Source organism: Sorangium sp. So ce834, from assembly GCF_051521425.1.
Classification (GTDB): domain Bacteria; phylum Myxococcota_A; class Polyangia; order Polyangiales; family Polyangiaceae; genus Sorangium; species Sorangium cellulosum_D.
Genome location: NZ_CP150351.1, coordinates 2,660,591 through 2,683,975 on the forward strand (window position 1 = coordinate 2,660,591; position 23,385 = coordinate 2,683,975).

General features: G+C 71.7%; 21 protein-coding genes. 7 read left to right on the forward strand and 14 right to left on the reverse strand.

Annotation, left to right across the window (positions count from 1 at the left end; genetic code table 11):
* Positions 1 to 178: 178 nt before the first annotated feature.
* Entirely contained in the window at positions 179 to 1,582 is a 1,404-nt protein-coding gene (locus WMF20_RS09475) for a spondin domain-containing protein (protein WP_437612564.1), read from the reverse strand.
* A 623-nt stretch (positions 1,583 to 2,205) separates the two neighbouring features.
* Between WMF20_RS09475 and WMF20_RS09480 the strand changes: the two genes are divergently transcribed.
* The 4 genes from WMF20_RS09480 (at position 2,206) to WMF20_RS09495 (ending at position 4,059) form a co-directional block, all read left to right on the forward strand.
* Positions 2,206 to 2,622, forward strand: coding sequence for a hypothetical protein (locus WMF20_RS09480; RefSeq protein WP_437612566.1), 417 nt, complete (start codon positions 2,206 to 2,208; stop codon positions 2,620 to 2,622).
* Positions 2,623 to 3,174: 552 nt separating this feature from the next.
* A complete protein-coding gene (locus WMF20_RS09485; protein ID WP_437612568.1) occupies positions 3,175 to 3,492 on the forward strand; it encodes a DUF4258 domain-containing protein in 318 nt (105 codons plus the stop codon).
* A gap of 11 nt (positions 3,493 to 3,503) precedes the next feature.
* On the forward strand, positions 3,504 to 3,695 hold the full coding sequence (locus tag WMF20_RS09490) for a YgiT-type zinc finger protein (protein WP_257792791.1): 192 nt from the start codon (positions 3,504 to 3,506) through the stop codon (positions 3,693 to 3,695).
* A 235-nt stretch (positions 3,696 to 3,930) separates the two neighbouring features.
* On the forward strand, positions 3,931 to 4,059 hold the full coding sequence (locus WMF20_RS09495; protein WP_437612570.1) for a hypothetical protein: 129 nt from the start codon (positions 3,931 to 3,933) through the stop codon (positions 4,057 to 4,059).
* A 308-nt stretch (positions 4,060 to 4,367) separates the two neighbouring features.
* Here the strand turns inward: WMF20_RS09495 and WMF20_RS09500 are convergent, their stop codons facing one another.
* The 3 genes from WMF20_RS09500 to WMF20_RS09510 all read right to left on the reverse strand — a co-directional run bounded on the left by WMF20_RS09500 (position 4,368) and on the right by WMF20_RS09510 (position 6,653).
* A complete protein-coding gene (locus tag WMF20_RS09500) occupies positions 4,368 to 4,763 on the reverse strand; it encodes a DUF6896 domain-containing protein (protein ID WP_437612572.1) in 396 nt (131 codons plus the stop codon).
* A gap of 378 nt (positions 4,764 to 5,141) precedes the next feature.
* Positions 5,142 to 5,717, reverse strand: a complete 576-nt coding sequence (locus WMF20_RS09505) for a hypothetical protein (RefSeq protein ID WP_437612574.1) — start codon at positions 5,715 to 5,717, stop codon at positions 5,142 to 5,144.
* 219 nt (positions 5,718 to 5,936) lie between these two features.
* Positions 5,937 to 6,653 carry a hypothetical protein gene (locus WMF20_RS09510; RefSeq protein ID WP_437612576.1) on the reverse strand — a complete coding sequence of 239 codons (717 nt, stop codon included), beginning with the start codon at positions 6,651 to 6,653 and terminating at the stop codon, positions 5,937 to 5,939.
* Between the two features lie 465 nt (positions 6,654 to 7,118).
* On the opposite strand from WMF20_RS09510, the gene WMF20_RS09515 reads away from it, so the two are divergent.
* Positions 7,119 to 8,504 (forward strand): serine/threonine-protein kinase, encoded by a 1,386-nt coding sequence (locus WMF20_RS09515; RefSeq protein ID WP_437612578.1) that lies wholly within the window; start codon positions 7,119 to 7,121, stop codon positions 8,502 to 8,504.
* A 57-nt stretch (positions 8,505 to 8,561) separates the two neighbouring features.
* On the opposite strand, the gene WMF20_RS09520 is transcribed toward WMF20_RS09515, so the two are convergent.
* The 8 genes from WMF20_RS09520 to WMF20_RS09555 form a co-directional block, all read right to left on the reverse strand.
* Positions 8,562 to 10,073, reverse strand: coding sequence for a dihydrolipoamide acetyltransferase family protein (locus WMF20_RS09520; RefSeq protein ID WP_437612580.1), 1,512 nt, complete (start codon positions 10,071 to 10,073; stop codon positions 8,562 to 8,564).
* Between the two features lie 3 nt (positions 10,074 to 10,076).
* A complete protein-coding gene (locus WMF20_RS09525) occupies positions 10,077 to 11,051 on the reverse strand; it encodes an alpha-ketoacid dehydrogenase subunit beta (protein WP_061625212.1) in 975 nt (324 codons plus the stop codon).
* Between the two features lie 169 nt (positions 11,052 to 11,220).
* Positions 11,221 to 12,411 carry a thiamine pyrophosphate-dependent dehydrogenase E1 component subunit alpha gene (locus WMF20_RS09530; protein ID WP_437612582.1) on the reverse strand — a complete coding sequence of 397 codons (1,191 nt, stop codon included), beginning with the start codon at positions 12,409 to 12,411 and terminating at the stop codon, positions 11,221 to 11,223.
* A 194-nt stretch (positions 12,412 to 12,605) separates the two neighbouring features.
* Positions 12,606 to 13,094 (reverse strand): tellurite resistance TerB family protein, encoded by a 489-nt coding sequence (locus WMF20_RS09535; RefSeq protein WP_437612584.1) that lies wholly within the window; start codon positions 13,092 to 13,094, stop codon positions 12,606 to 12,608.
* 218 nt (positions 13,095 to 13,312) lie between these two features.
* Positions 13,313 to 14,443 carry a lipoyl synthase gene (gene lipA, locus WMF20_RS09540; protein WP_437612586.1) on the reverse strand — a complete coding sequence of 377 codons (1,131 nt, stop codon included), beginning with the start codon at positions 14,441 to 14,443 and terminating at the stop codon, positions 13,313 to 13,315.
* Between the two features lie 54 nt (positions 14,444 to 14,497).
* Positions 14,498 to 15,637, reverse strand: coding sequence for an S-methyl-5-thioribose-1-phosphate isomerase (gene mtnA, locus WMF20_RS09545; protein WP_129574051.1), 1,140 nt, complete (start codon positions 15,635 to 15,637; stop codon positions 14,498 to 14,500).
* Entirely contained in the window at positions 15,638 to 15,970 is a 333-nt protein-coding gene (locus WMF20_RS09550) for a hypothetical protein (RefSeq protein ID WP_437612588.1), read from the reverse strand. It lies immediately after the preceding gene.
* A 10-nt stretch (positions 15,971 to 15,980) separates the two neighbouring features.
* The gene (locus WMF20_RS09555) at positions 15,981 to 16,820 is read right to left on the reverse strand and encodes an SDR family oxidoreductase (RefSeq protein ID WP_129574053.1); all 840 of its coding nucleotides are present in this window, start codon (positions 16,818 to 16,820) and stop codon (positions 15,981 to 15,983) included.
* 883 nt (positions 16,821 to 17,703) lie between these two features.
* Between WMF20_RS09555 and WMF20_RS09560 the strand changes: the two genes are divergently transcribed.
* Both WMF20_RS09560 and WMF20_RS09565 read left to right on the forward strand, forming a co-directional pair.
* Positions 17,704 to 18,681: a CAP domain-containing protein gene (locus WMF20_RS09560; RefSeq protein WP_437612591.1), complete on the forward strand. Its 978-nt coding sequence runs from the start codon at positions 17,704 to 17,706 to the stop codon at positions 18,679 to 18,681.
* A 326-nt stretch (positions 18,682 to 19,007) separates the two neighbouring features.
* A complete protein-coding gene (locus WMF20_RS09565; protein WP_437612593.1) occupies positions 19,008 to 19,817 on the forward strand; it encodes an alpha/beta hydrolase in 810 nt (269 codons plus the stop codon).
* 491 nt (positions 19,818 to 20,308) lie between these two features.
* Here WMF20_RS09565 and WMF20_RS09570 read toward each other — a convergent pair whose 3' ends face one another.
* Both WMF20_RS09570 and WMF20_RS09575 read right to left on the reverse strand, forming a co-directional pair.
* The gene (locus WMF20_RS09570) at positions 20,309 to 21,292 is read right to left on the reverse strand and encodes a hypothetical protein (RefSeq protein WP_437612595.1); all 984 of its coding nucleotides are present in this window, start codon (positions 21,290 to 21,292) and stop codon (positions 20,309 to 20,311) included.
* The gene (locus tag WMF20_RS09575) at positions 21,293 to 22,915 is read right to left on the reverse strand and encodes a hypothetical protein (RefSeq protein WP_437612597.1); all 1,623 of its coding nucleotides are present in this window, start codon (positions 22,913 to 22,915) and stop codon (positions 21,293 to 21,295) included.
* Positions 22,916 to 23,385: the final 470 nt, after the last annotated feature.

Genomic DNA, 23,385 nt, shown 5'->3' on the forward strand with positions numbered 1-23,385 from the left:
GGGCACGTGTGTTTCCGGGGCGAAACGCGCGGAGCGACCGGGCCGCGGGGCTCCGGGCTCTTCCGCTCCCTGACATCCGGAGAAGCGCTGGCCCGTTCTGGCACAAGAGGCTTCGCCCGGGGCGCCGAGCGCTGCCGCGTCGAGCGTCGCGTCGGCGTGGCCGAGGCTCGCGATCCCGCTACCGCGCCGGGGTGATGGTCACCTTCAGCATCTGGTTCGATGCGGGATACAGATAGCCGTCGTCGACGGGGCGCACCTGGTCCGTGGGATCGTCGGCGCCCATCTGCGGCCCGGCCTGGCGCGGCGCCTGGTCGGGGCCCACGCCGGGCCACTGGTTGGCCTCGGTGCCCGCGTCCCAGATCGTGACCTGGTCGGAGACATCGCCGCTCACCGGCTCGCCGCTCGCGTCGAACAGCGCGATCCCCTGCTCGCTCGGCGCGAAGAACAGATCGTTCGATTGCCCCAGCATCGACGCGAAGCTCAGCCGCTCGCCGGGCCGCGCGGTCACCGTGAAGCTGAACGTCGCGCCGGGCAGCAGCGGCCCCGGCATCGAGGCGCCCACGGGCGTGTTGTAGACCAGCACCGACGAGATCCCGCTCTCGCCCCCGACCTCGGCCTCCAGCGCCTCTGCGAGCGCGGACGGGTTCCCGTCCTCGGCCAGCATTTCGAGGCCCTTGCCCCGGTCCGCCTCGCCCGATTTGAACAGGGGCGCTCCGGATCCGTGCACCACCGCGACGCCCGGCGCCGCCGGCGAGGTCAGCCCCGCGCGGGGCGTGGCCCCCTCGTGCAGCATCATCGGGTTTCCGTCCTCGGCCTGCGCCTCCAGCCCGTTGTCGGGGTACGCCTGCCCGACCGTGAACAGCGGGTTGTCCATCGTGTGCACCACGAAGAGCCCCGGCGACAGCGGCACGGCGGCCGGCTCCCCGCCCTCGGGCATCAGCGTCCCCACCTCCGACATGTTGGTGATCCGGATCGTGAACTCATTGCCCGGCTCCGGCGTCACCGTCACCCGGATGACCTCCTCGACCGCCGGGTAGGTATAGCCATCGTCGACCAGCCGCACCGTGTTGTCCGGGTCCGGAGCGCCCGTGTTCGGACCGCTCTGCCGGGGCGCCTGGTTCGGCCCTGCGCCCGGCTCCTCGTTGGCCTCGGTGCCCGCGTCCCACAGCAGGACCTGGTCGGTCACGTCGCCGCTCACCGGCTTGCCCGACGCGTCGTAGAGCGCGATCCCGGCGCCGTCGGGCGCGTAGAACAGATCGTTGGATTGACCGAACATGGTCGTGAACGACAGCCTGTCGCCCGGCAGGGCGCCGACGCGGAACTCGAAGCTCTTCTCGGGGAAGAGCGGCCCGGGCATGCTCTCGCCCACGGCCGTGTTGAACACGCCGGCCACCCGGTAATCCCGCGCGGGCGTCACGTTCTCGAGGGTCACCTCGAAGCTCGTGACCGCATCCCCGCCAGCGGACCCACCGGCGCCTTCCCCGCCCATGCCACCGGCGCCGGTGGTATCGCCGTCGCCGCAAGCAGCGGCGAGGGTGAGGACGAGGGGCAGGGCCGACAGCGCGCGATTCCGAATCTTCATGAACATCCTCCAGAAACGTTGATTGAGATGACGCGACCTGGATCGCCCCCGCCGCGGCGAGCCGCGTGGCAGTGGGCGCTCCTCCCGCGGCACGCCGACGAGACGGCGCGGCCGCGGGCGCCCGTATGGCGCCCGCCTCGGCCTGCGATGGGCCGTGGCGCGTCGTTCGAGGGTGCTACGTGATGGGGGGCGGGTCGGTTTCGCGAACCTGGTGCGCGTGTGCTCGATCGTGCTCGGGAGCAGCTTTTCGGCGCAGCCGGCGGTCGCCGGCGGGCTCGCCTCGCTGCCCTTGGGGGCCAAGGCGACGCGTTGGGTGGTGGCCGTCGCGAGGGCACCGGTTCGAGCACCACGTGGACCAGCTCCTGCCCGCCTTCGGAGCTCGAGGCCGTCGACGCAGCGGCTGGCCCTGGGGCGACAACCGCGGCGAGGAGGACGAGCCTCGCGCTCGGACCGAGCCCCGCGAGCGCCGAGCTCACCCGGAACCGGTGGCCGAGGAGCAAGCTCTCGCGCCCGCCGTCACTTGCATGCGTGCGCGGATTGACGCTCTCGTCCTGCCGTCGAAGCGTTGACACGCGATCCAGAAAGCTGCTATATGCGCTCGTATGTGGCGAGCGTTTCGTGTCTTGGCCTCGCGGCTGCCGCTGTTACCGCTTACGGCATCGGCGATCGTCGTGGCAGCGTCGGCGTGTGGGTGGCCGTCTTCCAAGCCGAAGGCCGCGATGTCGCTGGGCTGTAGCGAGGACCAGCTCACGATTCAGCCGAACTCGACGTACTCGGAGATCGTCTCCGGCTGCGGGAAGAGCGATGTGATGACGCTCGAAGGCGGCAGCTGGGCTTCGCTGCGGGAGCGGGTGGCATTCGAGCTGTCCTGCCCTGCCAACCAAATCGACGTGAAGATCATCAGCTCGTCGTTGTATGGCGTGACGGGTTGCAACAAGAAGCTGGTGTATAAGTACGTTCTCAATGCCGGCATTGTGATTCAGTCGGTGCAGGACACAGGCGGGACAGGGCCTGCGGACCCGGCAGCGATGAACAAGTGAGCTCCGACGTCGCTCCCCGCCTCGGCGGGTTCGGCGACCTCCCGCGTGAACAGGGGATAAGGCCAGCTCGCCGGCTGCGCTGCACGTGACCCGAGCCCGCGACGCGCGGTGGACGTTCCCGCTGCGGAGAGCATCCACGGGATGCGCCGTCGACGCGGCGGCTGGTCTGGGATGACGACGCGGCGAGCAGGGCGAGCATCGCGCTCGGACCAAGCCCGCGACCACCGAGCTCATGCGGCACCAGAGGCCGAGGAGCAAGCTCTCGGCGCCTTGATGGCGGGGAGGAGCCTCAGCACGTCCGGATGGCTCACGTCGGCGCGCATCGCCCAGACCGCGTGCTCGCGCGCGCCGCTCACGTCCCCGCGCCGGAGGAGCACCTGCCCCATGAGGACGAGCGCTTCGGCGTGCTCAGGCGCGATCCTGCGGCCATCACCGGCGCCCTCTGCAGATCGCCGGAACGCCGACCGCGTGGCGAGGGGCGCCTCCGAGCGATCTCGGCGTGGAGCTTGACTCAGGTCTCGGGCATACTGGCGCAGGAGGTGGTCCAGCTCGATGACGGCAAGCGTTCTCGACCAGGTCCGGGCAGCGGCGGCGAAGAGAATCCTCTTCCTCCCCCACGCGGTGCGCCAGATGAGCCGCCCCAGCCGGATGATCTCGCCTGCCGAGATCGAAGCAGCGATCAATGCCGGCGAGGTGGTCGAGGACTACCCGGAGGACATGCGCGGCCACAGCTGCCTCCTCCTCGGATCCGGGGACGGCGGCCGTCCCATCCACGTCGTCTGCGCACCGAAGCCGGACTACCTGGCCATCATCACGGCCTACATCCCTCATGCCGATCAATGGTCCACTGATTTCAGAAAGAGAAGGTGAACATGCAGTGCATGCATTGTAGAGGAGAGATGAAGCGATCCCATGCTCCGTTCAGCGTGGACCGCAGTGGCTATCACGTGCGCTGGGACGCGGTGCCCGCGTGGGTGTGCGAGCAGTGCGGTGAGCCTTACTTCGAGTCGGCGGAGGTCGCGCGCATTCAACGCGCCCTCGCCGCACTCGAGCGCGAGACCGAGGCGGCGTGATCAGCAGGCACACCCGACCATTCTCGAGCAACTCGCCCAGCAAGCCGTTGCTGCTGGCGGCGCTGCGCGCCGCGGCAGACCGGAAGTTCGCTATGCATCATGAGTAATGAGAAGGACGCCAAACCAACCGACGCAGCTGCAGAGATTGCTGCTGGTCGGGTTGCGTTGTGGCTCGATCAAGAGGATCTGGAGTGGCTCTCATCCCATTGCAGCTGTGAGGACTCCACGCCAGACCTTGAACGCGATCGTTGCGCGCGGATTCGGTTTCGAGTCAATGCAGCGCTTCACAAGGCTGGCCGAAGGTGAAATGTCGTTGCCATTGCATAGCAAGCTGCTGGTGCTGACCGCCCACACGCTAGCATGACCTCGGGCCGCAGGCTGTCGACCCTCGCGAGACGACCGACGCGCTCGGACGTCATCGCGGCGTGCTCGAGCTGAGGCGCTCGCGCGAGTGCGAGGCGCGCGCCGTGGTGGTGCACGGACAACGACGGTACGTACGCGCGTGACGCTCCGACGAGCTCCGCCTGGCGTCTGGTCCACCCCCGTTTCCGTCGACCCCCCCGACGACACCAGAGGCAGGGATGGGACGGAGAAAGAGGAGGGGGGCCTAACGACCGGGCTTCTGCCGCGGCGCACAACTCCGCCGGCGGCAAGCCGCTGTTCGCCAAGTGCTCACTTTGAGTAGTACAGGATGTAGCCAGAGTAGACCAGGTCACCAGCTGCTTTCGCGTCGTCGAAGGCGCGCTCGAGCTGCTCCTGTGACGTGAACCCGTACTGGCCGAGCCTCTCCCCTGCGAACCGTTGTAAGCGCCCGGCGTCAACTCCGTCAATCTGCCCCTCGTCGCCGAAGTCGAAATCGACCGTCCATTCTGGTCCCGCTACCGCGCAGCCAAAGCCATGCTTGAAATAGCGGTAGCCTTCCGCGAGTTCACCGCGACCGGCGACGTCTGTTTGAGTCCATTCGAGGCTGCTCGAGGGGCGCGGTATGCCTGCACGTTCCAGCAAGGCAACGGCCTCTGCGACCTTTGCACGATAGTCCTCGATGAGCTTGGCAAGGCGCGGATCCACCAGCTTGGCCTCATTGCACGGGTTCGGTCGGTTTTCTCATGCTACTTCAGCTGCCCAGGCCCTTTGCTGGGCGCCGCTCGCCTGAGCATCATCGAGGCACCCGCTGAAGCCGGACGCGGCATGCGGGTGCGCTGTGGGTCACGGAGCCTGGCTACGCTCGGCACCGCCCCCATCAGCACCAGCCGTTTGTTGGTCGGGGACTCATGATGGTGCATCCGCGACCTCCGCTTCGCTCGTGACACCGTGAGACTGGAGAACGTCGACGATGACGGCGTGTCGCGCAGATTCCTCCATCATCGCTTCCACCCAACACCCTGGCGATGATCAGCGGGCGAAGCCCGTCTGATCCATCGCCCTGTCGGGCCGCATCGTCAACCGTCAGGAGAGCACTTCGGCGGCGGTCTTCGCCCCGAGGACGTTATCGATCCAGCGGTCGAGGGTCGTGACGTCCGCGCATGCCTGGACGCGAGCGCTCTCGTTCTCGGTGAGCACGATCCCTGCACGCGCGAGCAGCCGCAACAGTGTATCCCTCTTGCCCTTGAGCTCGCCCTCGCGGATGCCCTCGAGCTTGCCGCGATCGATGAGCCTCTGCACGAACGGGGGAAAAGTCGCCTCGCCTTCGATCTGCCGTTCCATGACCAACGCCTCCAGAGCCTGCCGCATCGGCTCACGCAACCCGTTCCAGATGAGCTGAAAATAGACCATCGCGTGCTCCTGGTCGAGCGGGCCAAGGGCAGCGAGCGCCGCCTGGACCACGGCGAGCCCGTTCGGCCCGTTGCCGTGCGCCACCGCCGAGAGCACGGCGAGCTCGATCTCCATCTCCGCGTCGACGGGGGCGGTGATCTCGGGGACGACGGCCGGACCGAGCACCAGCGGCTCGACGGTGCCGAGGCCCAGGCCGAGGTCGATCTTCTCCGCCGCCCAGGCGGCCACGCCGGCGTCCGGTGCGACCACGAGGACGACGGTGCGGCAGCGCTTCTTGGCGCGAACGACCGTGACGTACGAACCACGGGAAAACCCGAGGAGAGGGGCAGCTCAGGGGGTGGCGGCGCCATGGCGGAGGGGGCGGCGACCAGGCCCCACTCCACGGCGCTACCGTCGTCCATTCTGGCATTCGGCGGAAGCGCGAAGCGCTGTCCGCTGCAATGCCAACAATGTTGGGCACCTCCGCGCTCATTCCGGGAATGCCGCTGCGATGCGGCGCCGTAGCAGCGCTTGAGCGTCATCGCGTAAGGGTTCTCCGTGGGCGCTGATCAAGTGCCGAAATGTCAGGGAAATCAGCCGTCGGTAATCGGCGGCATCGGGGCTGCACGCGCTCAGCCAGGTCGACGGTATGTTCGCGGCGCCGATCAGACCCTGCTCCAGGAATGAATTTCCTGTTTCTTTCGAGAAGAATGGATCGACGCGGGTCCAGTTCTGCACGGCGTCACAGGTGATGAGAATCCCGCCCTCCTGAGGGAGCACCACCGCAGCCTCTGGGAACGACGCGGTGGAGAAGACGAAGACCTTGCCCCCATGCGCCGGGAAGGGTGCGGTGGGGTCGAGCTCTCTATCCGCCGGACGTCCATCGGCGCATCGAACACCTGGAAGCGCCCAGGTCGTCGCGCCGTATCGATCGCGGTAGAAAGGGTCATCTCGACCGTGGAAGGCGCCCAGCCGAACGACGTTGCGGACTCGACCGAGCTCCTCGAGCTCGCCGAGCCCATGCTCTGTCAGCCGCACGGTGTTGACGAGCGTGAGGGCGCCGCCGTCGCGAAGTATGACCATCGTGCGGCTGGTTTGAAGGTCCGTGCCCGCGTGATGGGTTTTGTTGGTCCCAACGACGAAGTAAACATCCGCGAACGCCGACTGAAGCGCGCCGTGCGGCCAGGCTGGGCTGTACTCGAACATGTGGACCTCTCGCTTTCAATAGCCGACATTCATCGACGACGGTGGGATTACTGGCAGGAAAATCCTTCTGCATACCCAGTCGCGCCCCGCCGCTCCCGGCGAGCGGCCGTGCCGCCCTGGCCGCTCCGCGTCGCTCGTGCTCGATGCCGACGGAAACACCATCGAAGTCGTCCGCCACGGCCGTCCGGATCACGCTCCGACCCGGGCGAGGTCGCCCTATGGCGCCGATCCACCACCCTTGCGCACATGATGGTGAATCCGGAGACTCCCGAGCGAGGCGTTTCCCTCGTTCCTGATTCCTGTTTTGCCCTTCCGGTGGTATCGTAGCCGACATGCCCCGGTCTCGGTGGCCAGGAGCGTTGTCGCATCAGCGCGTCAACGAGCTTGGACACGGCGACGGCACGGAGGGTACCGCTCGTGTGGCAAGCATCGGCTTCCGTTGGACAATCTGACGCCAATCCCCCGATGGTGGACAGCGCGCGCGCCGCTCTGGCGCGCTCCGGCCGCTCCGGCGACGCCGGCCCGGCCTCTTCCGCCGCCGGGCGGGGCGACGTAGCGCAGGACCCGCGGCGCAACCAGGTCGTCGCCGGGCGGTACAAGCTCCTGCGGCTGATCGGGCGCGGCGCCATGGGCGAGGTGTGGCTCGCGCACGACAGGGCCCTGCGGATCGACGTCGCGCTCAAGCTCCTCACGGTCCAGCGCGAGAGCCAGGCTGGCACCGCGCTGGAGCGCTTCCGGTTCGAGGCCCAGCTCGCGGCGCAGCTGGCGCAGAAGACGGACCACGTCGTCGCCGTGCGCGACGTCGGGAGCGATCCCGACGTCGGTCCGTACCTCGTCATGGGCTACGTTCGAGGCCGGTCCCTGCGGCAGCTCATGCAGGAGCGGGGGCCGATGTCCCCGGCGGAGCTCGCCCCGCTCCTCGGCCAGATCGGAGAGGCCCTCTCGGTCGCGCACCGCCTCGGCATCGTGCACCGCGACGTCAAGCCGACGAACGTGCTGCTCGAGGAGGAGCGGAGCGGCGAGGTGCGCGCCAAGGTCGCGGACTTCGGCATCGCCAAGTGGATCCGGAAGGACCTGCCCGCCGATTTCCCCCGTCGAACCGCCGACGGCGTGGTGCTGGGCACGCCGGCGTACCTGAGCCCGGAGCACGCATGCGACGGGGACACGAGCCCGCACTCGGACATGTGGGCGCTCGCGGTCGTCTCGTACGAGGCGCTCACGGGCCAGCTGCCCTTCCCGGGCCAGACCATGAGCGACGTGCTCGCCTCGATCCTGGCCAGCGCGCAGCCGCCGCGGTCGTCGCTGTGCCCGGCGGCGCCGCCGGCGCTCTCGGGCTGGTTCGCGCGCGCCTTCGCCCTGGATCCGGCGGAGCGGTTCCCCTCGATCGAGGCCATGGTCGCCGCCTACGAGGCCGCGGTCGGTGCGCCGGCGCGCGCCGAGCCCGCGCGCCGCGGCAAGCTGGGCCTCGCGGCCGGCCTCGTCGTGGCGCTCGGCGTCGTGCTGTCGACCGGCGCGCTGTGGGCGCAGGTCCAGGTCCCCGGCGCGCTGCGGGCGGCGAGCGTCGACGCGCGCGCCGGGGCCATCGTCCGCGCCGCGCAGGCGCGCATCGCAGCCCAGGCGAGCCCGCGGCCAGCCGCGCGATCGCCGGACGCCGCCACGGCGGGGGCCGCCGCCCCCGCGCCAGACGAGGCGTCCGCCCCCGCGGCCGCGCCGCGCACCGTCGCCGCGCAGGCCGCGCGCCCGGTCGACCCCCGCCCGGCGCCGCGGAACGCGCGCGCTCCCCGCGGCGACCGCGCGACGAGCGCGCGGGGCGCGCCCACCGAACGCGATCTGCTCAGGACGCGCCACTGAGCGGTGGGTCGTTGCCCGGGCGCCGCGGTGCCAGCACCCGGAGAGGCGCCCTGGCGCTCAGCTCATCTCGAGGAACAGCCGATCCGGATCCTCCAGATACCCGATGATCTCGTAGGCGAACGCCGCCCCCACGTGACCATCGATGATCCGGTGATCGAACGACAGCGACAGCAGCATCACCTCGCCGATCACGATCTGCCCGTCGCGCACCACCGGCTTCTGCTTCATCTGGTGGATCCCGAGGATCGCCACCTCGGGGAAGTTCAGGATCGGCGTCGCGAACAGCCCGCCTTGCTGGCCGAGCGACGTGATCGTGAACGTCGAGCCGCCGAGATCCTCCGGCTTCACCCGCCCTGCCTTCGTGTCCTCGCCGAGCCGCGTGATCTCCTGCGCGATCTCCAGCACGCTCCGGCGATCCGCGTCGCGCACGACCGGCACGATGAGCCCGGCCTCGGTCGCGGAGGCGATGCCGATATGGTAGCTCTTCCGGACGACGATCTCCTGCGCGGCCTCGTCGAAGGTGCTGTTCAGCGTCGGGTGCTTCTTGAGCGCGGCGACGACGGCCTTCACGAAGAAGGGCAGGAAGGTGAGCTTGACGCCCGCCTTCTCGGCCAGCGGGCGCAGGCGCGCGCGGCGCTCCTTCAGCGCGGAGACGTCGCACTCCTCGACGAAGGTGAAGTGCGCCGCCGTGTGCTTCGACCGCGACATCGCCTCGAAGATCCGCTTGCGTACGCCGCGCAGCGGGATGCGCTCGTCGCCGGGCGCCACCGGCAGCCCGCGGCCGCGCTCCCCCTCGGGCCGGGCCGCCCCGCGCCCCAGGGCCTCGTCCAGCGGCTCGGCCGCCGCCGCCGCCGCGCCCGCCGCGCCGGCCGCGCGCTCCGCGACCACCGGCCGCCTCGGCGCCACCTCGGACAGCGCCGGGGCCGTCACGGGCGCCAGCTCGGCCGCCTCGGGCGCCTCCAGCGCCCGCACGTCGTCCTTCGTCACGCGGCCCCCCGGGCCGGTCGGCGGCACGCGCCGCAGGTCGACCCCGAGGTCGCGCGCCAGCTTGCGCGTCGCCGGCGTCGCGAGCGGCTTCTCGTTGAAGTAGGCCGCCGCGCCGGCGCCCGCGCTGCCGTTCGCCCACGCGGGCCGCACCGGCGCCCTCAGGTTCATCCCCGGGAGGTCCTCCCGGATGTCGCCGACCGCCGTCGCCGCAGGCTCGGCAGGGCCGGTCTTCGCGGCGGATTGACGCATCCCCGCCCCGGACGACGGCGACGGCGCCGCAGGCCGGTCGTGCGCCCCCGCGCCCGCGCCGGGCGGCGCCGGCGACGCGGCGGCGGACCGGTCGTCGAGATCGAACACGACGAGCACCGAGTGGACCGGGACCACCCCGCCCACCTTGCCCCGCGTCTCCACGATCCGACCCGAGCGCGGCGACGTGATCGTCACCGTCGCCTTGTCGGTCATCACCTCGACCATCGGCTGGTCCTCGACGACCACGTCGCCCGGCGACACCAGCCAGCTGACGATCTCCCCCTCCGTGACGCCCTCGCCGATGTCCGGAAGCCTGAACTCGTACTTGCCCATGCGTCAGTACCTCGCCGTCTCCAGGATCGCCGGAAGGATACGATGCGAGAGCGGGAGGTACTCGTTCTCGAGGGTGTAAGGGAAGGGGGTGTCGAAGCCCGTGACCCGGAGCGGCGGCGCCTCCAGGTGGAGGAACGCCTTCTCGTTGACCAGCGCGACGATCTCGGCCCCGAAGCCGCAGGTCTTCGGCGCCTCGTGCACCACGATGAACCGGCCCGTCCGCTTCACCGACTCGACCACCGTGTCGATGTCGAGCGGCCACAGCGTGCGCAGGTCGATCACCTCGCACTCGATGCCCTGCGCGGCCGCCTGGTTCGCCGCGTCGAGCGCCTCGTAGAGCATCGCGCCCCAGACCACGAGCGTCACGTGCCAGCCCGGCCGGACCACGCTCGCCTGGCCGAGCGGGACCGTGTAGTCGCCCTCGGGCACGTCCCCCTTCGCCGCGCGGTAGATGCGCTTCGGCTCGAAGAACAGCACCGGATCGGGATCCCGGATCGACGAGAGCAGGAGCCCCTTCGCGTCGGCCGGGTTCGACGGGCACACGACCTTCAGGCCCGCCACGTGGATGAACTGCGCCTCGGGCGACTGCGAGTGGTAGTGCCCGCCGCGGATGCCGCCGCCCACCGGCGTGCGGATGACGAGCTTCGACGGGTACTCGCCGCCCGAGCGGTAGCGGTACTTCGCCAGCTCGGACACGATCTGGTCGTACGCGGGATAGATGAAATCGGCGAACTGGATCTCCGGGATCGGCACGAGCCCGTAGAGCGCCATCCCGATCGCCGTCCCGACGATGCCGCCCTCCGAGAGCGGCGTGTCGATCACCCGGTCGTCCCCGAACTCGTCGAACAGGCCCTGGGTAACGCGGAACACCCCCCCGACCTTGCCGACATCCTCGCCGAGCACGACGACCCGCGCGTCCCGCCGCATCTCGTGGCGTAGCGCGTCGTTGATCGCCTGGACCATGTTCATCTGAGGCATGCTCTTCGTCTCCGTCTCTCGGCCAGAAGGTGGGAATGCAACCTCACGGGCGCCCCCGCTCCCCTGGGGACCCCCATCGATCGCGGGCGGCGGCGCCACCCCGGCCATCGGCGCCGCCCGGCGAGCCGCCCCGCCGACCGCGCCGTCGTCCACGCCGCGCCCGCACGCGCTAGTGGCCGCCGTGGCCCTTGGGCCTCGGGCCCGCCTTGAGCTGCTCCCGCTGCTCGACGAGGTGCCAGGGCGGCTCCGCATAGACGTCCTCGAACATCGAGTCGAGCGACGGCGGCGCCACCTTCTCCGAGACCGCGATGCAAGCCCTGATCTCCGCGTCGACCGCCGCCTCGATCTCGCGATCCTGCGCGTCGGTCCAGCCCTGGGTGCGCTCGAGGTGCCGCCGCAGCCGCGCGATCGGATCGAGCCGGCGCCACGGGTCGAGCCACGCGTCGGGGCGGTACGCCTTGGGGTCGTCGCTCGTCGAGTGGCCCGACAGGCGGTACGTCATCGCCTCGATGAGCGTCGCGCCCTCGCCGCGCGCGGCGCGCGCGATCGCGTCGCGCGTCACCTTCACGACGGCGAACAGATCGTTGCCGTCGACCCGCACCCCGGGGACGCCGTACGCGGCGCCCTTGCACGCGAACGTGTTGCTCGACGTCTGGCGCTCGGTCGGCACGCTGATCGCCCAGCCGTTGTTGCGGCAGAAGAGGACGACCGGCACCTTGAACACGCCCGCGAAGTTGAGGCCGCTGTGGAAGTCCGACGAGCTGGTCGCGCCGTCGCCGAAGTAGACCAGCGAGGCGAGCTCGTCGCGCTTCAGCTTCGCGGCCCACGCGAAGCCCACGGCCTGCGTGATCTGCGTGCCGATGGGCGAGCTCACCGAGCCGAAGTGCCCCTCGCGGTAGGTGTAGTGGTCCGGCATCTGCCGCCCCTTCACCGTGTCGTTCGCGTTGCCGAACATGTTGTCGATGTACCGCTGGAGCGGCAGCCCCCGCCAGAGCGCGGCGCCGAACTCGCGGTAGCACGGGAACACCCAGTCCTGAGGCCGCGTCGCGTAGACGCTGCCGAGGATCGCCGCCTCCTCGCCGAGCGAGCCGACGTGGAACCCGATGCGCCCCTGCCGCTGCAGCGCCACGAGGCGCTCGTCGAGCTGGCGCACGCGCACCATGAACTTGTAGAGGGCGATCACCTCCGACGGGTCGAGCTTCGGATCGTGCGCGGGATCGAGCGAGCCGTCGTCGCGCAGGACCTTGATCACGTCGTCGGCACACGTGTCGAGCGGGTGCCGGGCGACGGCAGCCTGCGGCTCCAGGCTTGCCCCTGAGACGTTCGGCGGGCGGTCTGTGGAGTACGTCGCGGTGCTCATCGGCTCGCGTGGACACTAATCAAAGGCGCTGCCCGAGACCAGTGCCGAGACGCAGCGTTCGCTCATTCGCTGTACGCGCGACGTTGACTCGTCGCAGCGATCGCGCCTCCGGATTGACTCGCCGCGGCGATCACGGGCCCGCGCGCGGCCTCGCCGCACGTCGCACACCGCACGCCGCGGCGTCGATGTCCCGGCTAGACGTTCCCGGGCTCGGCCGCCTGCGCGAGCGCCTCGTCCACCGCGGCCGCGTCGAGCTTGAACCCGCGCGCGAGCTGCTCGAGCACGCCGCGCTCGTGCAAGCTCACGCCGCCGGAGGCGTGCGCCATGAACGCCGCCACGCGGAGCACCTCGCGCTGGTGCTCGGTCCGCCCGATCGTGCGGGAGACCATGGCGACGCGCTTCTCCATGCCGTCCTCCGCGAGCATCTCGCCGAGGTCGGCGAGCAGCGCCTCGAGCTGCTTCTCGTGGACGAGGTTCTGGCATGCGTCCACGACGATGGCCTGGAAGCGCTTGCGCTCCGCCTCGTCGAAGTGGCCGTCGGCGTTCGCGACGAGGAACGCGGCCTCGATGATCGTCTCGAAGAGCGCCACGGCGGCCGGATCGAAGCCGGTGGGCATCGTGATGTCCTCGATCGGGGGGCGCGCGCTGTAGGCCCTTGCCGCCTGGGCGAGGATGGAAGCCACGCGCGCGCGGGGCGTCTCCGCGCCGAGGCGTGACGCGCCGGGAGCGATGCCGCCCGGAGCGATGCCGCGGGGGCGCCTGTCGATGGGAGCGGACATCGTGGTCTTTGACCCTCCTGCCTCACGCTCGGCCAATCCCCGGGGAGCGTCAAGGCGCTTGCGTCGGCCGCCGCAGCGCGCGGCGAATCCGTTCGGTTTCTCGTCCGACCCGGCGCGCGGAATCAGCGGCGCACGAGGGACGCCGCCGGGACGAGCCGCGCGGCGGGCGCCGCCGCCGGAGCGTCGAGCGGGCGGGGATCGTCGGGCGCGAGCTCTGCCTCGATCCGGGCGGCCTCGCGGCGCGCCACGGCGAGGCGCTCCTCGAGGAGCGCCTCGACCTGCGCGCCCGCGGGGGCCTCGCCCGCCGGGGAGCCGTCCTGCGGCGCCGAAGGGCGGCGGTCGACGAGGCTGCGGACGAAGACCTCCGCGGCCTTGTAGCTCGATCGCACGAGCGGCGCGCTGGCGGCGTAGAGGAAGCCCATCTCGAGCGCCGCCCGCTCGAACGCGGCGAACGTGTCCGGCTCGACGAAGCGCTGCACGGGCGCGTGCTTCGAGGACGGGCGGAGGTACTGGCCGATGGTCACGATGTCGACCCCCGCCTCGCGCAGGTCGCGCAGCGCCTCCAGCACCTCGTCGTCGGTCTCGCCGATGCCGACCATGATCGAGCTCTTCGTGAGCCGCCGCGGCGCCGGCGCGCCGCGCCCTTCCGCGTCCGCGGCGAGGCGCCGCTGCCGGTCCTTCGCGCGCCGCAGCACGGCGAGCGACTGGTCGTAGCTCGACCGGACGTCGCGGATGACGCGGGTGATGCGGCGGACGACCTCGACGTTGTGGGCGAAGACGTCGGGCCCGGCGTCGACGACGGTGTCGACGGCGCTCATGTGGCCCTGGAAGTCGCCGACGAGGGTCTCGATGAGCAGGTCGGGGCGGAGCGCGTGCAGGCGGCTCACCGTGCGGGCGACGTGATCGGCGCCGCCGTCGAGCAGGTCGTCGCGGTTGACCATCGTCATCACGACGTACTGGAGCGAGAGCCGGGCGATCGCGCGGGCCACGTGCTCCGGCTCGCGCACGTCGACCGCGCCGCGCGGGTCGCCGGTCGTGACCGCGCAGAAGCGGCAGCCGCGCGTGCACACGTCGCCGAGGAGCATCACGGTCGCGGTCCCCTCGCGCCAGCACTCGCCGACGTTCGGGCAACGGGCCTCCTCGCACACGGTGTGGAGATCGAGCTTGCGGAACGTCTCCTTGAGGTGGTGGTAGGTGTCGCCTCCGGGAGCGCGGACCTTGAGCCATTCAGGCTTGGGCGAGAACTGCGCCATCAGGGGTGTCCTTAGCCCATGCGGCGCGTGCGCGCGAGGGGGAGGCGGCCGGCGTCAGCCGCCCGGCGGCACGGAGCGGCTGATCTCGCGCGTCGTCAGCTTGCCGCGCTCGGTGAAGATGGCCGTGACGAGCTCCGCGGGGGTGACGTCGAAGGCCGGGTGGCGGACGGGCACCCCGGGCGGGACGACGCGGCGGCCGCCGACGACGGCGACCTCGTCGCGGCTCCGCTCCTCGATCGGGATCGACGCGCCGGTGTCGGTCGCGAGGTCGATCGTGCTCCACGGGGCGGCCACGTAGAACGGGACGCCGTGGTGGCGCGAGAGGCAGGCGAGGCCGTAGGTGCCGATCTTGTTGGCGACGTCGCCGTTCCGCGCGATGCGGTCGGCCCCGACGACCACGGCGCCGATCTCGCCCCTCTGCATGAACCACGCGGCCATCGAGTCGGAGATCACCTCGACGGGGATGCCGTCGCGCTGGAGCTCCCAGGCCGTGAGGCGCGCGCCCTGGAGGTACGGGCGGGTCTCGCACGCGAGCACGCGGATGTTCTTGCCCTCGGCGACGGCGGCGCGGATGACCCCGAGCGCCGTGCCGTAGCCGCCGGTCGCGAGCGCGCCGGCGTTGCAGTGGGTGAGGACCGTGCCCGACTCGGGCAGGCGCGCGGCGCCGGCGCGGGCCATCTGGTGGCAGGCGGCGACGTCCTCCCGGTGGATCTCGCGCGCGAGCGCGGCGAGCTCCCGCGCGCGCTCGTCGCCGCGGCGCCCCGCGTGCTCCAGGGCCATGGCGACGGCGCGCCGCACCGCCCACCCGAGGTTCACGGCGGTGGGCCGGGCGGAGGCGAGGTGCTCCCCCGCGGCGCGCATGGCGGCGACGTAGCCGGAGGCGATCTCGTTCCGGGCGGCGCGCGCGGCGAGGGCCATCCCGTACGCGGCGGCGATGCCGATCGCCGGGGCGCCGCGGACCACCATGGTCCGGATGGCCTCGGCGACGCCCGCGGCGTCGGTCACGGTGACGTAGCGCTCGCGCTCGGGCAGCTCGCGCTGCTCGAGGAAGAACACGCGGTCGTCGCCCTGCGCGAGCTCGACGGCCGAGTAGTCCGCGCCGGAGATGGCTTCGGCCGGCGCCCACGGCGGCGCGAGCCGCGCGCCGTCGCCTGCCTGCTGCGACCTCTGTTCTGCTTCGAAGCTGGTGCTCATTCAGCGCCTCCCGTTCGAGCGTGACGGTTCCCCCTGCGATCCTGCGTCCGTCCCCGGGCCCTCGGCGCTCGCGGCGAGCCGGCCGCGGATCTCCTCGGCGACGGTCGCGAAGTCCTCGGCCGCCTCGGCCTTGCGGCCCGCGAGGTAGGCGCGGAGCGCGTCCGCGGCGAGCAGCGCGAGGCTCGCGTTGATCCCGCGCGCGGTGAGCGCGGCGATCACGTCGCCGTTCTTGAGCAGCGTCTCGAGATCGTCGAAGACCGCGGCGACCTCGGGCCCGGGATCGACGCCGCCGGCGGCGCCGGGGCGCGTCTTCTTGTCGTCGTCGCGGCTCACGCGTCGCGCCTCATTTCTTGGTGGCGGTCGCCTTGGGGATCGCGCTGAAGGGGAAGTGCGGCGGCTCCACGCCGGGCACGCACTGGTACTTCGAGAAGTCGGTGACGCCCTCCTCGCGGAGCAGGGCCTCGTCGATCCACGCCTTGCCGCGGCGGGCCGACGGCTCGCGCGCGAGCAGCGCCAGGGTCGCGTCGGCGATGATGTCCGCCTTGCGCCAGAGCTCCGGGCCGCCGAGGCCGAAGTTCATGGTCGCGTAGCTCTCGATCGCGGTCGCGGGCCAGAGGGCGTGGGCCGTGACGTTGTGCTCCGCGTACTCGCCGGCGATCGCGTTGGCGATCATCGTCATGCCGAACTTCGAGACCGCGTAGGCGCCGTGGTGGGCGCAGGCCTCGGGCTCTACGGGGGGCGACATCATGACGATGTGGCCGTATTTCTGCGCGATCATGTGGGGGAGGACGGCCTGCGAGAGGGCGAACGACGCGCGCACGTTGATGCCCATGATGAGGTCGAACTTCTTCATGGGCGTGTCGACGACGTCGGCCCACCAGAGCGCGCCCGCGTTGTTGACGAGCGCGTCGACGCGCCCGAAGCGCTCGACGGCCGCGGCGACGGCGGCCTTGCAGGCCTCGTCGTCGCGCACGTCGAGCTTGACGGGCAGCGCGCGGCGGCCGAGCTGCTCGACCTCGCGGGCGACGTCGAGGATCGTGCCCGGCAGGCGCGGGTTCTCGGCGACCTCCGTCTTCGCGGCGACGACGATATCCGCGCCTTCTCGCGCGCAGGCGAGGGCGACGGCCCGACCGATCCCGCGGGAAGCTCCGGTGATGAAGACAACGCGGTCCTTGAGGCGCATGGAGGCCGGTCATAGCACAGGACCTGGCGAGGGTGCGGGCCCGCGGCGCGCAATCGCGTGATCGCGTGATCGCGCGCGGCCGTCCGTCACGCCCCGCGCGGCGTCGCGCGGGGCACGAGGCGCAAGGACAGGCTCTGCCGTGGACGGGAGCGGGCGAGGGCTCCGAGGGGCGGGGGGCGACGCAGCGATGACCCGCCTGGAGCCTCGGATGTCAGGGGGCTTCCAACGCCTGACGCGCAGCTCGCCCCGGGCGAGCGTGCCGGGCGGTCGAGGCGGGCCGCCGAAATGAGGGCTCTGGCGGCCGAGCGACGCCGGCGGCGCCTGGCTCGGTCCAGCGCGCGGAGGGGCGGCGGGGCCGCGCGCGGGCCGGGAAAGGCCGCTCCCGTCGAGCGTCGACCGCTGGAGGGGCCCTTGTCCAGCGGGTCAGTCGTGGTCTCGCTGACACGATATTGCCGGCATCGACGGATCGCTGGTCTCGGTCTCCTCGCGGAGCACGAACACCTACCCTTCAGCTCAAGGGAGATGGGGTGTCCTGCTGGCGCCCTGTCGCGTACCGGCCTCGAGTGAAGAAATCCTGTCTCATGGAGCCTTGTGAAGGTCGGTTTCACGCGTCGTGGAAAGGTCCAGTGATTCGGCGGTAAATCATGCGGTTGGGGGTGTTTCGTATCTGGACATGCCAGCGGTCAGGTGACACCGTGGTGTGAGCGAAACGAAGGGAGGCGCTGCGCTGCGTGGGATCGCGCTGGGCGCTACTCCGCCCCCTGAACAACGCTGTACTGGGGTGGCCCGCCATGGCGCCGTGTGCCCCGGCGTACCTGCCGGCGCGAGCCGCGGGGCCGGGGCGGGCCGAGCTCAGACGGGCTTATTCACAAGGAGCATGCATATGAGCGCTTTGCACAGGACGCTGGTCCTCGCCTTCATCGCTGGCTGTTCTGCCGTCGGCTGTCTCGCATCGACCGAGGGCGATCACGAGCCTTCCGGCGAGGCGTCCGAGCCGGTCGAGGGGGCGGTCTGCGATACCGCTCCGGAGGGCTCGGACATCTCGCTCTCCTGTCCGGCCGGCGAGGTCATCACGGCGGTCGAGTTCGCGAGCTACGGCACGCCGCGGGGGGGTTGCGGCAGCTTCCGCGCGACCTCGTGCAATGCGTCGACGTCGAAGGCGGTGGTGGAGCGCGCGTGCCTCGGGCAGTCGAGCTGCACCGTGCGGGCGAACAACGCGACCTTCGGCGATCCGTGCAGGAGAACCACGAAGCGGATGTACGTTCAGGTCGCGTGCGCCCCTGCGGAGCCGGACGGCGGCTCGACGGGCACGGGCGAGGGCGGCTCGACCGGTGAAGGCGGCTCGACGGGCGTGGGCGGCTCGACGGGCGTGGGCGGCTCGACCGGTGAAGGCGGCTCGACGGGCGGCGAGACGTGCGGCGGCGCCGGGCCCAGCACCACGCCGCTCGATGCCGAGGAGCAAGCGTTCCTGTCCATCATCAACCAGTACCGCGCGCAGAACGGCCTCGGCGCGCTCTCGGCGTGCACCGCGCTGAGCCGCGCCGCCCAGGGGCACAGCGAGGACATGCGCGATCACAACTACTTCGATCACGCGAGCCAGGATGGCCGGACGCCGTGGGATCGCGCGGCCAACGCCTGTTATGCGTCCGCCGGCAGGACCGCCATGGCCGAGAACATCGCCGCCGGCAACTCGGCGGCCCAGGCGACGTTCAACCAGTGGAAGAACTCGGACGGTCACAACAAGAACATGCTCGGGTCGTCCTTCAAGGTCATCGGCATCGGGCGGGCGACCGGAGGCGGGACCTACGGGTCCTACTGGACCACGATGTTCGGCGGCGCGTCGGACGCGAGCTGCAATTAGCGCCGAGCACCCGTGATGCCGCGCACCTGCGCGGCGGCTGACGGCGCGGAGCAGCCACGCATGAGGCGTTCTGCCACGGCGACGCGGCGCGATCCGGGCGCGATCCGGGCTGAAGAGGGCCCGGGCTGCGCCGCGCGCCGCGGCAGGTGCGCCGCGACCGAGGGGCGGCCTGGCGATTGCTTCGTGCTGGGGGCGGCGGAACGGCAAACCTCCGCGCAGGCGAAGAATCGCGAAGTCGGGAGCAGATCCAGGACTTCCCGTCTTCCTGGAGACGGGCGGTGTCCTCGGGCGATCGGGCTGCGCGGGTCCTCCGTCCGGAAGAGCCCATGGCGGAACACATCATCTATCTCCTCGGTCCGTATCGGATTCCCGGCTTTCAGGGGGAGCGCAACGTCCGCGTCTATCTGCCCAGCGAGGGGGCGCGCGCCGCGCCGTCGCCGGTGCTCTTCCTGTTCGATGGACAGAACGTCTTTCACGACGATCCGTCGTACAGCGGCGGCTGGCACCTGCACGAGGCGGTGCGCGATCTCTCGGATCGGGGCCTGGTGGCGCCGGTCCTCGTGGGGATCGATCACGGCGGGAGCGAGCGGCTGACCGAGCTGTCGCCGTTCCCGGGCGACGGCAGCGAGGGGAGGCTCGACGACTTCCTCGGCTGGATCGCGTCCGAGATCGTGCCGGCCGTGCGGGAGCGCTTCCCGGTGCGGCGCGACGCCGCCGGCACGGCGATCGGCGGCTCGTCGATGGGGGGCCTCGCGGCGCTCTACGCGCATTTCCGCCGCCCCGACGTGCTCGGGGCCGCGCTCTGCATGTCGCCGTCGCTCTGGTTCGCGGAGCGGAAGATCTTCGACGTCATCGCGTCGCAGGCCGTCCCTCCGGGCTCGCGGCTGTACGTCGACGCCGGCGCGCAGGAGGACGGCGGCTCGGTGCTGCGCGACGCCGCGCGGCTCGTGGAGCACCTGCGCGAGCGGGGCTACGGCGAGTCGAACCTGCTCTTCTGCCCGGACGAGGACGGCACCCACTGCGAGGACGCGTGGCGCCGGCGCGCGCCGGGGGCGCTGCAGTTCCTGTTCGCCGAGGCCGCCGGGGAGCAGCCGGGGGGCGCCGGGGGGGCGGAGGGGTCGCAGCAGGCGGCGTGAGCCAGGCGCAGGGGCGCCCACGGAACGGAGAGAGGACCAGGATCGTGACGGCAGGAACTTCTCGTCGTGGTTCCGCGGTGTCCTCGTCGAGCGACCCGCGCTGGGCAGCGCGCTGCTCGAGGCGCTGAGCCCCACGTCGCCGGGCTTACGGAGCGTCGCGTTCGAGCGCATCAGCAGCGCAGTGCGCGAGCTGATGCTGACATTCCGGACCGGAGGAGCGGACTACAAGCTATCCGCGGGTGAGCTTTCGGACGGTCAGCGGACGCTGGTCGTGCTCTACGGCTTTCTCCTCGGCGCAATCGAGCATGCCATGCTGGCGTTCCTCGATGAGCCGGAGACCGGACTCGCGCCCCACGAGATGCAGCCTTGTTCCCTGACGGAGGCTCGCCGCGAGGTCCGCCGGCGTCTGATTCAGAGCGCGGTGGTGGCCTGGCTGGCCAGCAGGCCAGCGACTCTCCAGCGTCGCAGCACGCGGTTCCCCCCCAGCCTCTCTACCGCCGCCCCTTGCTCCGCTTGCGCGTCCCCTGGACGATGCGCGACGGGTCGCGCGGCGGCGGGGCCGTCGCCGAGAGCGCCGCGGCGAGCCGATCGGTCTCCGCGTCCGAGAACGACCCCTTCCGGAGCGCCGCGATCGCCTGCCCCACGACGTCGCGCGACTCGGGGCGCTCCGCCTGCGTCTTCTCCTCCAGCCAGCGCACCACCTCGGGGAAGCGCCCCGCGAGGGTCGCGATCTGCGCGGGCAGCCCCTGCCGCAGGAGGCGCAGCCCCTGCAGCCGCTCGTCGGCCCGCGGCGAGCGGTCCGAGATCGCGAACGCCTCCTCGAGCCGCGCGACCACCTCCGCGCCCGCCGAGAGCCCCGCGAGCAGCGTCCGCTCCGCGAGCGCCTCGAGCGCCACGTACGCCTGCAAGTAGCCGTCGGTCCAGGACGAGAGCTCGCCGACCACCGCGTCGCCGCGCGCCGCGACCACGGCGCGGAGCGCCGCCACGACCCCGTCGCGCACGACGCGCCGCGGATCCTCGGCCAGCTGCCCGAGCTCGCCCAGCGGATCGAGCCCGCCCCGGCCGCCCCGCGCGCGCGGCGGCCGCCCCGACCTGGCCGCGCCCTCCGCCTGCGCGCCCCGCGCCGCGATCGCCGCGAGCGCCTGCGCCGCCACGATGAGCGCGTACTCCTCGGCGCTCGAGCAGAGCGCCCGCACGAGGCGCTCGGCCGGCGCGCCGCGATCGGCGATCGCCGCGCCGACCGCGCGCGCGAGATCCAGGTTCACGCGCGGCAAGGGGGCGTTCGGGCCGAGGTCGGGCCCGGGCGCGCGCCCCCCGCCGCGCCGGGCAGGGAGCCCGGAGCTGCGATCGAGCAGCGCGAGCAGCTCGGCCGGGTCGCCGAGCTGCACGGCGCGCTCGATCGCCGCGTCGATCTTCGGGTTGCGCAGCGCGCCGGGCGGCGTCGCGCCCCGGCGCAGATCCGAGGTATCGGCCATTCAGAACCCCAGGGAGAGGCCGACCTCCGGAGAGAGGACGGCGGTCACGGCAGGAAAGGTGAGGCTCGCGCGGAGCGCGAGGTTCAGCGATACGGCCTCGAGCGGCGCATAGGCGATGCCCGCGCCGAGCGACGCGAACCCCTGGCCCGCTTGCCGGGTCGCGGCGAGCGTCTGCTGGCGCTCCTCGACCCTCCCGCTCCGGCCGGGCCTCGTGCACGGGCTCGTGATGGCGGGACCGGCCCCGCACGCGGCCGCGTCCTCGAGGACCTCCACGTCGACCTCGGCGTCGACCTGCGCGACCCCGGCCGCGGCGAGCACGAACGGGCGGGCGCCGAGCTCTGCGAACGGCCGCGCCATGAGGAAGTATTGCGCCCGCGCCTCGAGGTGGAGCGGCAGGAACGAGGCGCCGCCGCCCGTCGTGCCGCCGGCCGCGAACCCGACGCGGCCGCCGACGGTGAGGTTGTCGAGGACCAGCCGGTCGTAGGCGAGCGCCACCCGCGACGTCGCGAGCGCGAAGCCGAGGTTCACGTCGTTCGCGACGCCCGGCGTCGGCGCGCCGTCGTACCGGGTCCCGTCGCCGCGCAGACAGACGAAGTTGCCGCGCTCCTGCGACGCCAGGGAGCACACCTCCCGGCCGGAGAACAGCGCGACGTCGGGAGAGAAGGTGAGCCCGACCCAGCTCCTCGGGACGCTGGGCGCGGCCTCCGCGGGGGGCCTTGCGACGCACGCGCCGCGAACGCAGGTGAGCCCCCGGCTGCACTGCCGGTCGTCGATGCACTGCCGCGGCCGCTCCTGCTCCGCCGCCGCGCACATCGCCGGCGGCGCATGGCCGGGCCAGCGGGGCGGCGCCGACGTGATGCGCGCCTTGATCTCCGTGGTGAGCGGCGCGTCGCGCGCGCCGGCGCTCGCGAGGATCGCGCCGTCCTCGTCGACGGCCGCGACGTGATAGCGGAGCGTCCCCTCCGCCGAGGCCGCGGCGCACGGCACGTTGATCCCGAACCCCTGGCCGCGCAGCTTCTTCATGACGAGCGGGCGGTACTCGCGCTCGCCGGGCGCCTGGTACCAGAGCGTCACCTGCTTCACGCCGGGCAGCAGCTCGGCCGGGACCTCGACATAGATCGGGACGGGCGTGCGGATGCGCTGCTCGGCCGGCGGCGCGATCTGGAGCTCCGGCCCGGCCGGCGCGGGCGCCCCGACGCCGGTCGCGGCCCGCGCCTGCTCGAACGCGAACGAGACCTCCGGCGTCGCGAGATCCGGGTTCAGCTTCGCCGACGGATCGATGCGCAGGGCGTCCGCGAACGCGTCGCGCGCGTCCCCCAGCTCCTTTCTGCCCTGGGCGAGCACGGAGCCGAGCGCGATGTACAGCCTGGCCTTCATGGCGGGCGAGCACTCCGACGCGCCACAGGCGTCGATGGCAGCCCGCAGCTTGCGCTCCGCCTGATCGAACCGGGTCTCGAGGTAGTCGACCCCCATCGCCTCGTTCAGGGCCGCCTCCGCCTGCGCATCCCGGGGAGGTGCCTGCGCGGCCGCCGCGCCCGCGACGAGCCACCCGGAGAGCCCCCCCGCCGCGATCGCGAGCAGCGCGCGCGGCGCGCGGAGAGCGGAGCCGTTGCGTACGGGCATCGGCCCGCAACGTAGCCCACCGGTGCGGCCGCGAGCGCTACAAAAACTCCAGGGCAGGCGTACCGCCCAGCCGGCCTCCGCAGCCGGGCGGGCGCAGCACGGACAAATAATCCACAGGTTGTTCCCAGCTTGTGGAATACCCAGACGGGGTCCCTGACATCTTCTGGGAAGCTGCCCGGGCCCTGCGTCGCTCGCGAGGCGGCAGCTCCTCCAAGCGCCGGCGCCGGCCAATGCCAGCCCGGGCATGGACGCGCCGCCCACACCGATGCCACCGATTTTTTTCTGCGATCTCGGGCACTCCGCGGCCCGACGCGCCGCAGAACTTCCGGGGGCTAAACTCCCTCCTCCGGGACCGATCTGCAACCCAAAAATCACGCATCTGAGCCGCGTTTGAAAGCCCAACCGCTTGTCCACAGCTTGGCCACCCGATGACCCCAGACAGGCATCAGATTTCGTCCCCGCTGCGGGAA

Coding starts and splice junctions, on each gene's coding strand:
- WMF20_RS09475 (WP_437612564.1), bottom strand. CDS start 1,582: ATGAAGATTCGGAATCGCGCGCTGTCGGCCCTGCCCCTCGTCCTCACC.
- WMF20_RS09485 (WP_437612568.1), top strand. CDS start 3,175: ATGACGGCAAGCGTTCTCGACCAGGTCCGGGCAGCGGCGGCGAAGAGA.
- WMF20_RS09490 (WP_257792791.1), top strand. CDS start 3,504: ATGCATTGTAGAGGAGAGATGAAGCGATCCCATGCTCCGTTCAGCGTG.
- WMF20_RS09510 (WP_437612576.1), bottom strand. CDS start 6,653: ATGTTCGAGTACAGCCCAGCCTGGCCGCACGGCGCGCTTCAGTCGGCG.
- WMF20_RS09515 (WP_437612578.1), top strand. CDS start 7,119: ATGGTGGACAGCGCGCGCGCCGCTCTGGCGCGCTCCGGCCGCTCCGGC.
- WMF20_RS09520 (WP_437612580.1), bottom strand. CDS start 10,073: ATGGGCAAGTACGAGTTCAGGCTTCCGGACATCGGCGAGGGCGTCACG.
- WMF20_RS09525 (WP_061625212.1), bottom strand. CDS start 11,051: ATGCCTCAGATGAACATGGTCCAGGCGATCAACGACGCGCTACGCCAC.
- WMF20_RS09530 (WP_437612582.1), bottom strand. CDS start 12,411: ATGAGCACCGCGACGTACTCCACAGACCGCCCGCCGAACGTCTCAGGG.
- lipA (WP_437612586.1), bottom strand. CDS start 14,443: ATGGCGCAGTTCTCGCCCAAGCCTGAATGGCTCAAGGTCCGCGCTCCC.
- mtnA (WP_129574051.1), bottom strand. CDS start 15,637: ATGAGCACCAGCTTCGAAGCAGAACAGAGGTCGCAGCAGGCAGGCGAC.
- WMF20_RS09555 (WP_129574053.1), bottom strand. CDS start 16,820: ATGCGCCTCAAGGACCGCGTTGTCTTCATCACCGGAGCTTCCCGCGGG.
- WMF20_RS09560 (WP_437612591.1), top strand. CDS start 17,704: ATGAGCGCTTTGCACAGGACGCTGGTCCTCGCCTTCATCGCTGGCTGT.
- WMF20_RS09565 (WP_437612593.1), top strand. CDS start 19,008: ATGGCGGAACACATCATCTATCTCCTCGGTCCGTATCGGATTCCCGGC.
- WMF20_RS09570 (WP_437612595.1), bottom strand. CDS start 21,292: ATGGCCGATACCTCGGATCTGCGCCGGGGCGCGACGCCGCCCGGCGCG.
- WMF20_RS09575 (WP_437612597.1), bottom strand. CDS start 22,915: ATGCCCGTACGCAACGGCTCCGCTCTCCGCGCGCCGCGCGCGCTGCTC.